Source organism: Desulforamulus ruminis DSM 2154 (assembly GCF_000215085.1).
GTDB lineage: Bacteria > Bacillota > Desulfotomaculia > Desulfotomaculales > Desulfotomaculaceae > Desulfotomaculum > Desulfotomaculum ruminis.
In genome coordinates this window covers 15523-28373 of sequence record NC_015589.1, presented here as the reverse complement: position 1 = coordinate 28373, position 12851 = coordinate 15523, and the positions used below count along the sequence as shown (strand labels likewise).

The window sequence follows — 12851 nt, the reverse complement described above, 5'->3', positions numbered from 1 at the left end:
GATGTCAATTTATATGTTAAGAGTTGTTTATGGTTTTACAGGGTAATCTTTTCGATGCCGCCCATGTAAGGCACCAACACCGGTGGAACGGTAATGCTGCCGTCCGCTTCCTGATAATTTTCCAGAATGGCCGACAGCGCGCGGCCAATGGCTACACCGGAACCATTGAGGGTGTGGACAAATTCCGGTTTGCTCTTGGGACTGGGACGAAACTTTATGTTGGCCCGCCGAGCTTGGAAATCAAGGAAATTACTACAAGAAGAAATCTCTTTATAATTGTTATAGCTGGGCAGCCATACTTCCAGATCATAGGTTTTTGCCGAAGCAAAGCCCATGTCCCCGGTACAGAGCAGGATCACCCTGTAAGGAAGGCCCAGCGCTTGAAGCACCTTTTCAGCGTTTTCCGTTAATTTTTCCAGTTCGTCAAAGGATTCTTCCGCCCGGCTGAATTTAACCAATTCCACTTTATTAAACTGATGTTGGCGAATAAGCCCTCGAGTATCCCGCCCGGCAGCGCCGGCCTCGGCCCGGAAACAGGCGCTGTAGGCACAATGATAAATGGGCAGTTGGTCGCCGGATAAAATTTCTTCCCGGTACAGGTTGGTCACCGGAACTTCCGCCGTGGGAATTAAATAGTAGTTGTAGCCTTCCAGCTTGAACATATCTTCGGAAAACTTGGGAAGCTGGCCGGTGCCCACCATGCTGTCGGCATTCACGATAAAGGGAGGAAGAATTTCCGTATAGCCGTGCTCGCGAATATGCAAATCCAGCATAAAGTTGATTAATGCCCGCTCCAACCGGGCGCCCATTCCTTTATAGAAAGAAAACCTTGCCCCGGTAACTTTGCCGCCCCGCTCGAAGTCCAAAATATTTAAATTCTCACCCAATTCCCAGTGGGGCTTGGCCTCAAAGTCAAATTCCCTGGGTTTGCCCCAGCGGCGAATTTCCGGGTTATCCTTTTCATCCTTACCAACAGGAACAGATTCATCGGGAAGGTTGGGAATGGTGAGCAAGATGCTTTCCAGCCTTTCCTCAATGGCTCTGATTTCATCGTCAATATCCTTCACTTGCTGAGATACCTGCCGCATCTCCAGCACCTTTTCTTCGGCATCCTGGCCGGCTTTCTTCAAACGGCCGATTTCTTCCGAAACGACATTGCGGGTGTTTTTAAGCTGCTCTACCACCACCAGCTTTTCCCGGCGTTTGGCATCCAGCTTTAAAAATTCATCCAGGGTAATGTTGGAACCCCGCTTCTCTAACCCTTCCAAAACCAGTTCCGGATGACTGCGTACAAATTTAATATCCAGCATCGTTACGACCCCCAAATTGGTAGGAAATTTACGTGTTTTGTTGGTAGTTTTGGTAATTTTAATCACATTTACAGGTATACATTATACTACAACCCTACCTCTTTGTAAAACCAGGATAAGCAACGGGGCTGAGCATGAGCTTGGCAGCTCATGCTCAGCCCCGGTTGTTTTATCTATAGGCTAACCATTTTTACTTCCAGTACTCCGTCGATTTTAGCCAGTTCATCCATGGCGCACTGGGGAACAATGTTATCCACCATCATCACCATGATGGCTTTGCCGCCCAGTTCAATGCGGCCCACCTGCATGCCGGCAATATTTATGTCCTTATCACCGACCACGGTGCCCACCTTCCCTACAATCCGCGGCTTGTCAATGTGCGGCACCACCAGCATATGACCGGAGGTGGCGGCGTTAATACGGTAGCCGTCGATGTTGACAATTCTCGGGTCATTGCCTTGGAACAGGGCTCCGGACAGGAGTCTCTTGCCGTTATTGGTATACACGGCAACGGTAATCAGATTGTTGTAGTCTTCGGCATTGTCGGTGGTGGTCTGCACCACCGTGATGCCGCGGTTGCGGGCCACCACCGGCGCGTTTACAAAGTTCACGTTCTCCTGAAGGATGGGATCCAAAAGTCCCTTCAGCAACAGGGTAGTAATGGGATTGACATCATAGCGGGCTAATTCGCCGCTGTAAACCACTTCCACTTTTTCCAAACGGCCATTGAGCATCTGAGCCTGGAACTTTCCTAATTTTTCGGCCAGATCCAGGAAAGGGCGGACCTTGGCCAGCAGTTTGGGGCTCATGGACGGGATATTGACGGCGTTCTTTACCAAATCTCCCCGCAGGGCGGCTACAATTTCCTCCGCCACATCCACCGCCACGTTGATCTGAGCTTCTTCGGTGGAAGCACCCAGGTGAGGAGTAGCAATAAAGTTCTCCAGTTGAAGCAGGGGGTTTTCCGTGCAAGGCTCCACTTCAAAAACATCCAGCGCCGCTCCGGCTACCTTGCCGTTAACCATATATTCGTATAAAGCGGGTTCATCCACAATGCCGCCCCGGGCGCAGTTAATAATGCGCACGCCCTCTTTCATCTTTTCCAGGGCTTCTTTATTGATCATGTGATAGGTCTCTTTGGTCTTAGGCATATGGATGGTAATAATATCCGCCTGTTCAAAGACTTTATCCAGGCTTAGCAGTTCCACGGCCATTTTTTGGGCGTGTTCTTCAGAAATATAGGGATCATAAGCCACAATGTGCATTTCCATGGCCTGGGCTCTTTTCGCCACCGCGGAACCGATCCGTCCCAAACCGATGACTCCCAGGGTCTTGCCCCGCAGCTCCATGCCCATAAAGGCCTTTTTATCCCAGCAGCCGCTTTTTAATTTGCTGCAAGCCATGGGCACCTTTCTGGCCAGAGACAGCATCATGGCCATGGTCAGTTCCGCAGCGGCAATGGTATTGCCGTCCGGGGCATTGACCACCAGAATCCCCTTGTTGGTGGCTGCATTGCGGTCGATATTATCCACACCTACGCCGGCCCGGCCAATGACTTTCAGCCGGGTGGCCGCCTCAATAACCCTGGCCGTTACTTTGGTGGCGCTGCGGACAATCAGGCCGTCGTACTGGCCAATGACCGCCACCAGCTCATCCTCAGTCATTTTATTCCCAATGACCACTTCTATATCCGGCTGCTGACGCAGCGGGGCTAACCCTTTTTCGGCTACGCCATCCATTACAAGTACTTTCATGCGTGTTCTCCTCCCACAAATACCATTTGAGCTTCCCGTACACCGGCTCCTAACTCCGCTTTATAACCGCATTTGCCCAGGGCCATTTCCAATGCGGCAATGGCAATGATGACATCCATCTTGCCGGCATAACCCATGTGGGCGATACGGAAAATTTTACCCTTCATCATCTCCTGGCCGCCGGCAAAGGTTACGCCATACTCTTTGAGCAGTACTTTACGCAGGGTATCGGCATCCACTACCATGGGAGACTGTACCGCCGTAACGGCCTTGGAGGCGCATTCGTCGGGAGCCAGCAACTCCAGGCCCAGCCCCTGAACAGCCGCCCGGGTGGCCTTAGCCAGCAGTGCGTGACGGGCAAAAACCTGAGGCAATCCTTCTTCCAGTATCATGTCCAGGGCAGCCTCCAGCCCGTAAACCATGGACACCGGGGTGGTATAGGCCGTATTCCATTTGGCAATAGACTTTTTGGCCTTTTTCAGATCAAAATAGTAAACCGGAGAGGTGTTTTTCTCTATTTTAGCCCAGGCCTTGTCGCTGACGCTGATGAAGGCCAATCCGGGGGGCAGCATGAAAGCCTTTTGAGAACCGCTGACCACCATATCCACGTTCCACTCATCGGTCTTTAAATCAATGGCCGCCAGGCCGCTGACAGCATCCACAGCCAATACGGCATCGTACTGGGCTACCAGTTTACCCAGCCCTTCAATGTCGTTTTGCACAGCAGTGGAAGTTTCATTCTGGGTAGCCAATACCACCTTAATGGCGGAGTCTTCATCCAGTTTGCGCTTAACTACGTTGAGATCAATATCATATCCCCAGCCAAAGTCCACAAAATCAACATTTCCGCCATAAATCCGGGCCAGTTCGGCGAAGCGTTCGCCAAATTTACCGCAGGACAAGGCCAGTACCTTATCCCCAGGATGGACCAGATTGGCTACCGCCGCTTCCAACGCTCCGGTACCGGAACTGCCCAGTATAAAAACATGATTTTCCGTTTGGAAAACCTTTTTCAGCTTCCCCGTGACCCTTTCCATCACAGCTTGAAATCCCGCGCTGCGGTGGCCTATAATGGGCCGGGACATGGCTTCAACCACCCGGGGGGGCACTGGAGTCGGTCCAGGAATCAAAAGATACTTTTTGTCTTTCATCATTCATTCCTCCAGAAAAATTGTTATTACCCGCCGGGGTGGAAAATATAAAACCTCCCGCCCCTAACGGATGATCAGTCCATTAGGGACGAGAGGTAATACTCCCGCGTTGCCACCCTTGTTGACCGGAATAAATCCTTCCGGCCCACTCAATGTTATAACGGGTATCATCCCGTACCCGCCTACTCCACAGCTCTTCTTTATCTTTCGCTGCGTCTCGGCGAATCCCCTCCGGGGAGGAATTCACTCGGATTTCCTGCCGGTTCGCACCACCCACCGGCTCTCTGAAAGGAAAGGACCAAATTACTTTTCCCCATCAATGGGTTTGTTTTTGCTTTTTTACTGATGTATCTGATTTTACACAGGAGACATTTGTTTGTCAACCAAGGATTTGTTAAAAATTTTTAATTTGCGGGAGGATCAGGCCTTACGGTCCCCGGCTATTGGTTCTGGGCAGGGAACTTAACATAATGGCCAGGCTGAGGGCCGTACCGATTTTCAGGGCTTCATAGGTCTTCTCTGCTTCTTTGTAGTAACGATCAAACCTTTCCTTTAATTTTTTACCTTCGGGTACCATTACTCCATTCACGTTTTCCACCACTGCATTTTGCAGGTTTTGCATCACCTGCAGTCTATTCTCTACCAGGGTGCCAAAAAGAAAGGATAACAGTACCGCTACCGTGATCACCCACTTACCGGGTTTGTTCAGGAAAAACTTCATTACAGTCACCTCCTGAACGCCGCCAAGTTAGCATTCATAAATAGTTTACCATAATTAGGCAAATCCCATTATTTAGCAAATAATGGGATTTTTAAACACTTCGGGGCAATTTATTAAAATAAGACCCTTATGATTATCCATTTTTTTCCTTTTTACCTGTAGCATTGTTTTTCGCTTGCCAAGGTTCATATAGTCCCAGGATATTCCCGTCTATATCTTCAAAAAAAGCACATATTCCATGGGTTCCCGCCGTTTCCCGAGCAATTAATATTTTACCCCCCAGGGCTTGTATCCTTTTTAAACTGGCTTCCAGGTTTGGCACCTGGACAAAGGGTGTTATTTTTCCGATCTTGTTCTCCTCCACCCGGCGAAATCCCCCTCCTGGGAACAAGGCGTAATGGTTTCCGGATAAAATGTGAATATCCCATTGGAATAATTTTTCATAAAAATCTCTGGCCTTTTCCAGATTATGAATGGGAATTTCAATATGACAAAAAATTGGATGGTTTATTTTTGCCACCTCCCGGGATCCTGAGTTGAGATTCTTTACAATATTAAAAGAGGCTTTCGCCTCTTTTAATATGACCCGATCATATTTAAGAAATACCGGTGCAGCCGCAGATCCTCGGTGAGCTCCGGGTGAAAGGCCGCAGCCAGATAATGTCCCTGGCGGGCCAGCACAATTTTCTCTCCGTATTGGGCCAAAATTTCAACTGGGTCTCCCACACGATGAATATAGGGCGCACGGATAAAAACTGCCTTGAAGGGGTCTTCTCCTAAAGCCGGCACTTCCAGGTCCGCTTCAAAGCTTTCTACCTGCCGTCCAAAGGCATTTCTTTCCACTTCAATATCCATTAAGCCTAGCCGGGGTTGCTCCGAACCATAGATCTCCCTGGCCAGCATAATCATTCCTGCACAGGTGCCAAAAATGGGGGTTCCCTGTTGCCCCAGTTCAACAATGGGTTCAAACAGGTCAAACTGATGCATCAATTTACCCATGGTGGTGCTTTCGCCACCCGGAATAATTAAGCCCTGTATGGCCTCCAGTTGCTCCGGTTTACGAATTTGCATACTTTCTACACCACAAGCCGCTAAGGACTTCTGATGCTCAATAAAGGCACCCTGGAGCGCCAATACTCCTATCCGCATTTATCTTACCATCCTCTATCCTGCATGCGCTGTTCAGCGGCGATGGTAGCAATTTCAATTCCCGGCATGGCTTCATCCAGGTCTTTGGATATTTCCGCCAAAATCTTGGGATCGTTATAATGGGTGGTGGCAGCCACGATGGCTTTGGCCCTGGCAGCCGGATCTTTGGATTTGAAAATACCGGAGCCAACGAAAATACCGTCACAACCCAACTGCATCATTAAAGCGGCATCCGCGGGAGTGGCAATTCCCCCGGCAGCAAAATTCACCACCGGCAGGCGTCCCAGCTCGTGAACCTGCAATACCAATTCATAGGGTGCAGCCATTTCTTTGGCCGCCGTCATTAATTCATCCTTAGGCATATGTTGAACCATACGGATTTCACTCATAACCTGACGCATATGGCGCACAGCCTCCACTACATTGCCCGTGCCCGGTTCTCCTTTGGTACGGATCATGGCCGCTCCTTCGCCAATTCTGCGCAGTGCTTCCCCCAAGTTACGGCAGCCGCAAACAAAGGGTACTTTAAATTGATGCTTATCAATGTGGAATACCTCATCCGCCGGCGTCAGAACTTCACTTTCATCAATATAGTCCGCACCCAGCGCTTCCAATATCTGGGCTTCAACAAAATGGCCAATCCGGGCCTTGGCCATAACCGGGATGCTTACCGCTTCCATTATGCGTAAAATAATGTTAGGATCCGCCATTCTAGCCACACCGCCGGCAGCCCGGATATCTGCGGGAACCCTCTCCAATGCCATAACGGCACAGGCTCCGGCCTCTTCAGCAATTTTAGCCTGTTCCGGAGTGGTAACATCCATTATAACGCCGCCTTTAAGCATCTCTGCCAGGCCTTTTTTAACGGTCCATGTTCCTTTATCCGTCAAAGTAATCCCTCCACTACTATTATTGAACCATGATTATTTATTTTATGTTATTGTTTCTCATCTGACAAGTTTTTAGTTAAAGACAATAGTATAAGGCCATATTTAATATACCTTGCTTTATTCTAAAATCCATTGTAAAGGCTCTACTTTTTAGCAGAGCCTTTACAAATAATTATTATGCAGACACTTTTTCTGTGGCTACGGAGTTAGGTTTAAATTCGCCTTCCCAGTTAGCTACCACAACGGTTGCCAAAGAGTTACCAACTACGTTCATAGCGGTGCGTCCCATATCTACAAAGAAATCTACTGCCATCAGCAGAGCAACACCTTCTGCGGGTAGGCCCATTTCAGTAGCCGTAGCCAACAGAACAACCAGTACCGCAGAGGGAACACCCGCCAAACCTTTGGTCATAACCATCAGCATGATAATAATAGTGGCCAACTGACCTAAAGACAAGGGTACGTTATAAGCGTTTGAAATAAAGAGTACAGCTAAGCTTGCATAGATACTAGCACCGTCTAGATTAAAAGAGTAACCGGTAGGTAATACGAAAGATGTGATTGATCGATTGCAACCGAACTTTTCCAAGCGGTTAATCAGCAGGGGCAGGGCAACTTCGGAACTACGTGTGGTAAAGGACAACAGAATCAAATCCCAGATGTTACGCAGTAGGGAGATATAAGGTACTTTAAAGATAAATGCAACCAGCGGCAATAGCACTAGAGCAACTACAAGAAATGCGATATAAGCTACCGCCACGAACTGACCCAAAGAAAGCAGGCTGGAAACGCCATACTTTGCCACACTGAAAGCAATAAAACCAAATACACCGATGGGAGCAAAGGAAACAGCATATTCAATTACCTTAAACATAGCCTGGGTCCAGGCCTCAAATAATTCAATAACCGGCTTACCTTTTTCACCAATAGCAACCAAAGCAAGGCCCACGAAAATACCAAAGAAAATTACAGGCAACAACTTACCTTCAGCCATAGACATTATAGCGTTACTAGGAATAATGTCTAACAGGAAGTTATGCATGTCTATACCCTTTTGAAGATTATCCAAATAAGAGGGATCAGTAGCCACAGCACCAAAACCGGCACCTACATGAGTTATCTTACCAATAATCACGCCAATCACAATAATGACGGTAGTAATAACTTCGAAGTACACCAATGTTTTAACAGCTACACGACCTAACTTTTTTGTATCGTGCATACCAGCTATACCAAGTACAATCAGTGGGAATACCAAGGGAACAATAACCATTTGAATCATCCGGATAAAGGCTTTACCAAGCACCTCTAATTGTAGGCTGAGCGATTCGCTTGCCATACCAATATTATACCGAGAACTAAGCCAATCATTACCTTCATCCCAAGGCTCATTTTCTTCTTTTCGCTCATTGCTCTCCCCCCTAATTTCAGTTTACACCTAATAAAAAATTTCACTAATTTAGTTGAATCAAGTACTAATTGCATAAATGTAACCGTTTAATGTACAATATAGCTTGGTAATATATTTTTAGTTGCCCGACAAGTTTGCACTTGCCGGGCCCTTTTTATATTTGTTTTAAGCCTCAGGGATATTATCATTGGGCTGAAGAAGAGGTACTTTTACATTTACAGTTTCAGGATATTTCAGACCGGTTCCGGTATTCAATAGCACCACTTTTTCGTTTTCTTTAATCCAGCCTTGTTCTCTCAGTTTTCTAGCTGCACTATACAGAGATGCGCCTTCGGGACAAACAAAGGTACCTTCTTTGGCAGCCAACACAGCCTGAGCTTCCAATAAATCATTATCTGCAATAGCAACCGCGCAGCCATTAGTCTTGTAAATTGCATCCAGCACAAGGAAGTCACCCAGGGCTTTTGGAACAGTGATACCAAAAGCACAGGTGGATGCGTTGTTCCAGAATTCGGATTCCGTTTTCTTTTCTTCCCAAGCTTTAACAATGGGAGCGCAACCTTCGGCTTGTACAGCCACCAGACGCGGCATTTTCTCACCAATCCAACCTATTGTCTGTAATTCTCTCAGCGCTTTGTAAATACCAATGATACCTACGCCACCACCAGTGGGATAGAGAATAACATCGGGAACTTCCCAGTTAAACTGCTCGGCAATTTCAAGACCCATTGTCTTTTTACCTTCAATACGATAAGGCTCTTTCAGGGTAGAAACGTCGAACCATCCATATTTTTGTACTGCTCTAGCAACAATTTTACCAGCATCACTAATTAATCCATCCACTAGATAAAGGTCCGCACCGGTAATTGCACATTCGTTACGGGTGATTTCCGGCGCATCCTGGGGCATTACTATAACTGATTTAATACCCGCTCTTGCACCATAGGTGGACCAAGAAGCACCGGCATTACCGTTGGTGGGCATAGCCAAGGTCTTGATACCAAGTTCCTTTGCTCTGGAAACACCCACAGTAGCGCCACGGGATTTAAAAGTACCCGAAGGAATAATCCCTTCGTCCTTCAGATAAAGATTATTTAACCCGATTTCAGGACCTGCCACTTCCATCTTAATTATAGGGGTCATGCCTTCACCAAGAGAAACCAGATTCTTTTTATCCTTCAAGGGCAGCAACTCCCAGTAACGCCACAAACTAGGTTCGCGATCTTTTAAATCTTCCTTGCGAAAGTTCTCTTTAATACGAGCCAAGTCGTATTTAACAATCAAAGGAGCACCACACTCACACAGTTGATGAACTTCTTCACTGTTGTACTGTTTATTACATTTTGAGCATTCTAGATGGGTTACATAACTCATGGTTAAATCCTCCTTTATCATAAATTATTCAACAACTACAATGGCTTCAATTTCTACCAGTGCATCTTTCGGTAAACGTACTACTTCTACGCAGGCTCTGGCTGGAGCATCCTCTTTAAAAAATTCTCCGTAGGTTTCATTAACCTTAGCAAACTGGTTCATGTCTTTTACAAATACCGATGTCTTTACAACATCCTTTAGACTTGCACCCGCAGCTTCGCAGATAGCCTGAATATTTTTAATACTTTGCTTGGTTTGGTCTTGTACACCCCCTTCCACAATATTTCCGGTAGCAGGGTCAATAGGAATTTGACCGGAGATAAACAACAAGTTACCTACTTTTACTGCTTGTGAATAAGGTCCAACGGCTGCTGGAGCCTTATCGGTACTGATAATAACTTTGTTCACTTATAAACCCTCCTTTTTGAAATTAAATGATATTGTTAGTCCGGTTAGACCGGTCCTCCTCTAAGTAGTTGTAGATCGTGTAGCGCGAAACCCCTAGCACAGCCGCAATCTTATCTACCGCACCTTTGATCGTAAAGACACCCTTCAAATCCAGTTCCCTTACCACTTGAATTTTATTTTCTTTTTGCATCATAGCCACCGGTACGCCAAGATTTTGTATAACTTGATCAATCATACCCTCCAAAACTTCATTGATATCTGTGGCAAAAATCTCCCCACCATCGGAACAGGACTGAAACATTTCCCCTATAGCTGTAAATTCATCGAGATGCGCTTTGTGAACCATAAATTCACTAATATCATAGTTGATACACAAACAACCAATAATCTTACCTTCGTCGTCCCTATTAAAGATCGTGGACGATTTTAAAACCCTACCATCTTTTGTTATATTCTTATACCCAATCAAATCAGGGCAATTATCGCCATATTTGCGGATATTTTCTATAACAATATTGGTAATGGGAGCACCCTTTTGGCGGCGAGTAATATCACCAGCTACATAGATTAATGAATTCTCAGGTTTACGAAGGTCATGTACAGCAGCTTCACAATGTTTGCCAAATGTTTTCACTATCCCTTCGGCGATTGGAATGAGTGTTTGAAGTACGGGGTGAACATCATTATGATCGTCAGTCATCTTAATTACCTCCCATTCAAATCCAAAGAGTACTAATACAGTTTCAATGTTTACTTGTTTTGTCTTACAGAAGACTATTTCGACATATTTCACAAAAAACCTTTATGTTTTTAAAATTTTTTAATAAGTATTACAAAAAAATTTTAAGTAATTAAAAGCAAATATTTTTGTTCATTTTAAAATTTTTATATAAAAACTGACATAGCATTTAAATATTACAATACTAGTCATTATCAACGGTCATTAAAAAAGATGACTCCTGATGAATACAGAAGTCATCTCTTGACCGCCTAAAAAATACAGGGGCAGTTATGCCGAATTCTCTAAAAACATTTACTCAATGATTTTTGAAAAACTTATCACTCAAGTCTTTCCCCGCCTGTTCCGCCTCGCTATAATGGGCTAACAACAAATGCGTCAGTTCCGGGTCTATGGCTCCTGTTTTTACTCGCTTCCTTAAAATTTGTTCCACCGCTTCTTTCTCAAGGGCGGAGCGGTAGGGCCGATCCTCCGTTAAGGCCGTAAAAATATCCGCCACGGCAATGATTTTTGCCCCTAACTTTAAGTCCGAGCTGTCCAATTTAAAAGGGTAACCGGTTCCGTTTAGATTTTCATGGTGGCAGGAAGCATAATGGTTGATCTTCTCAAAACCATTCACCATTTTTAAAATATGAAAGGTATAGTAAGTGTGCCTTTTAATAATATCAAATTCTATGGGCGTAAGGGGTCCATTTTTATTGAGTATGGTATCGGGAATACTTAATTTGCCTAAGTCATGAAGCAATCCCGCAATTTTAATGGCGCTGCATTCATTATCCGGCAGTTTAATCAATTGCGCCAGTAAAAAGGAAACATTGGCCACCCCTCTGGAATGACGGTGAGTAAAGGGACTCTTAAAGTCAATCACGCTGGCCATGGTCTCGGCAATGGCTGTGACTTCCGGCAGCCCCAGCTCTTTATGGGCCACCGGACAATGGTGAGCCAAAATCTCGGTAATAAATTCAGATTTTAAATCCAACCAAAAGCACTCCCGATGGGAAAGATCGTTAAACGCCTCTACTAAGCGAGGATCAAACATCCTGCCACCGTGTTGGTTAATGATCTGACAGATAAATTTGGACTGCTGAAGGATATAGACATCCTCCTTCAACATTACTTCAACCCGGTCCGCCAGATGAATAATCCGGCTTTCGATAGGAATACTCCGTTCTTTTAGGCCCGAAGCATTCCCCACACCATCCCACCGGTCGTGATGAAATAAGATGACTTCAGCGATGGAATGAAACAACGGGTGCTCTTTAAAAAGTAGATAACCCCTATGGCAATGTTCAAAGGTCTGTTTCGATTGAAAAGGCATGATCTGGTCTTTTTCGACCCATGTGCTGGAACCTGCATCATGCAGCATCGCTGCGGAAAAAAGTTTGTCCATCTGACCCTGGGATAAACCAAATAACCTTCCTAATTGTAACGAAATTAAAGTAACTCTCATGTGATGCTTCATCAGTCCATGGGAACTAAAATCCATAGCCAAACTCAGAGCACTCATTAATCGATAATAGTTAGTTAAAAATTGATCCATGTTTACCACCTGTTTATCAAATCTCTTATCCTAGCAATTTGTCCGATAAAAACAGTACCAATTCCATCGCAATTAAAACGATAATCGTCCATACCAAAAGAGGCAATCGTTTAGTATAGAAAGGATGGTATATACCTTTGTATATCCACAAGGATTCCATGGAAAACTCCTTTCTTTAGTCTCCCTTTAGTATTATACAGCATATCAATTTTTTCCCATATATTTAAAAAGAAAAATAACAAACCCCACTGCTTAAGGCAGTGGGGTTAAAAAATATTCTGGCGACGACCTACTCTCCCAGGGGCGTGAGCCCCAAGTACCATCGGCCCTGGAGGACTTAACTGCTGTGTTCGGGATGGGAACAGGTGTATCCCCTCCGGTATCGTCACCAGAAACCTATTGAC

12 protein-coding genes, 1 rRNA gene and 1 other annotated feature are annotated in these 12851 nt (G+C 45.6%); all 13 genes read right to left on the bottom strand.

What is annotated here, in order from left to right:
• Window positions 1–35: 35 nt before the first annotated feature.
• Complete coding sequence (gene serS, locus DESRU_RS00115) at window positions 36–1310, bottom strand: serine--tRNA ligase (protein ID WP_013840111.1); 1275 nt, start codon at window positions 1308–1310, stop codon at window positions 36–38.
• A 173-nt stretch (window positions 1311–1483) separates the two neighbouring features.
• Window positions 1484–3064: a phosphoglycerate dehydrogenase gene (gene serA / locus DESRU_RS00110; protein WP_013840110.1), complete on the bottom strand. Its 1581-nt coding sequence runs from the start codon at window positions 3062–3064 to the stop codon at window positions 1484–1486.
• Complete coding sequence (locus tag DESRU_RS00105) at window positions 3061–4218, bottom strand: pyridoxal-phosphate-dependent aminotransferase family protein (protein ID WP_013840109.1); 1158 nt, start codon at window positions 4216–4218, stop codon at window positions 3061–3063. The genes serA and DESRU_RS00105 overlap by 4 nt, the downstream gene beginning before the upstream one ends.
• Before the next feature lie 78 nt (window positions 4219–4296).
• Window positions 4297–4544: a binding site (T-box leader), on the bottom strand.
• A 98-nt stretch (window positions 4545–4642) separates the two neighbouring features.
• Entirely contained in the window at window positions 4643–4936 is a 294-nt protein-coding gene (locus DESRU_RS00100) for a hypothetical protein (RefSeq protein WP_013840108.1), read from the bottom strand.
• Between the two features lie 133 nt (window positions 4937–5069).
• Window positions 5070–5456: a VOC family protein gene (locus DESRU_RS19645; RefSeq protein WP_013840107.1), complete on the bottom strand. Its 387-nt coding sequence runs from the start codon at window positions 5454–5456 to the stop codon at window positions 5070–5072.
• Between the two features lie 56 nt (window positions 5457–5512).
• Window positions 5513–6085, bottom strand: a complete 573-nt coding sequence (gene pdxT, locus DESRU_RS00090) for a pyridoxal 5'-phosphate synthase glutaminase subunit PdxT (protein WP_013840106.1) — start codon at window positions 6083–6085, stop codon at window positions 5513–5515.
• Between the two features lie 5 nt (window positions 6086–6090).
• Complete coding sequence (gene pdxS / locus DESRU_RS00085) at window positions 6091–6975, bottom strand: pyridoxal 5'-phosphate synthase lyase subunit PdxS (protein ID WP_013840105.1); 885 nt, start codon at window positions 6973–6975, stop codon at window positions 6091–6093.
• Window positions 6976–7150: 175 nt separating this feature from the next.
• Entirely contained in the window at window positions 7151–8314 is a 1164-nt protein-coding gene (locus tag DESRU_RS00080; RefSeq protein WP_013840104.1) for a dicarboxylate/amino acid:cation symporter, read from the bottom strand.
• Between the two features lie 237 nt (window positions 8315–8551).
• Entirely contained in the window at window positions 8552–9760 is a 1209-nt protein-coding gene (locus DESRU_RS00075) for a threonine synthase (RefSeq protein ID WP_013840102.1), read from the bottom strand.
• A gap of 24 nt (window positions 9761–9784) precedes the next feature.
• Complete coding sequence (locus tag DESRU_RS00070) at window positions 9785–10168, bottom strand: RidA family protein (RefSeq protein WP_013840101.1); 384 nt, start codon at window positions 10166–10168, stop codon at window positions 9785–9787.
• Window positions 10169–10190: 22 nt separating this feature from the next.
• A complete protein-coding gene (locus tag DESRU_RS00065) occupies window positions 10191–10868 on the bottom strand; it encodes a helix-turn-helix transcriptional regulator (protein WP_041275240.1) in 678 nt (225 codons plus the stop codon).
• Window positions 10869–11205: 337 nt separating this feature from the next.
• Window positions 11206–12447: an HD-GYP domain-containing protein gene (locus DESRU_RS00060; RefSeq protein WP_013840099.1), complete on the bottom strand. Its 1242-nt coding sequence runs from the start codon at window positions 12445–12447 to the stop codon at window positions 11206–11208.
• A gap of 276 nt (window positions 12448–12723) precedes the next feature.
• Window positions 12724–12840 (bottom strand): 5S ribosomal RNA (gene rrf / locus DESRU_RS00055).
• Window positions 12841–12851 lie beyond the last annotated feature (11 nt).

Coding starts and splice junctions, on each gene's coding strand:
- serS (WP_013840111.1), bottom strand. CDS start 1,310: ATGCTGGATATTAAATTTGTACGCAGTCATCCGGAACTGGTTTTGGAA.
- DESRU_RS00105 (WP_013840109.1), bottom strand. CDS start 4,218: ATGATGAAAGACAAAAAGTATCTTTTGATTCCTGGACCGACTCCAGTG.
- pdxT (WP_013840106.1), bottom strand. CDS start 6,085: ATGCGGATAGGAGTATTGGCGCTCCAGGGTGCCTTTATTGAGCATCAG.
- DESRU_RS00080 (WP_013840104.1), bottom strand. CDS start 8,314: ATGGCAAGCGAATCGCTCAGCCTACAATTAGAGGTGCTTGGTAAAGCC.
- DESRU_RS00060 (WP_013840099.1), bottom strand. CDS start 12,447: ATGGATCAATTTTTAACTAACTATTATCGATTAATGAGTGCTCTGAGT.
- DESRU_RS00075 (WP_013840102.1), bottom strand. CDS start 9,760: ATGAGTTATGTAACCCATCTAGAATGCTCAAAATGTAATAAACAGTAC.
- DESRU_RS00100 (WP_013840108.1), bottom strand. CDS start 4,936: ATGAAGTTTTTCCTGAACAAACCCGGTAAGTGGGTGATCACGGTAGCG.
- DESRU_RS00065 (WP_041275240.1), bottom strand. CDS start 10,868: ATGACTGACGATCATAATGATGTTCACCCCGTACTTCAAACACTCATT.
- serA (WP_013840110.1), bottom strand. CDS start 3,064: ATGAAAGTACTTGTAATGGATGGCGTAGCCGAAAAAGGGTTAGCCCCG.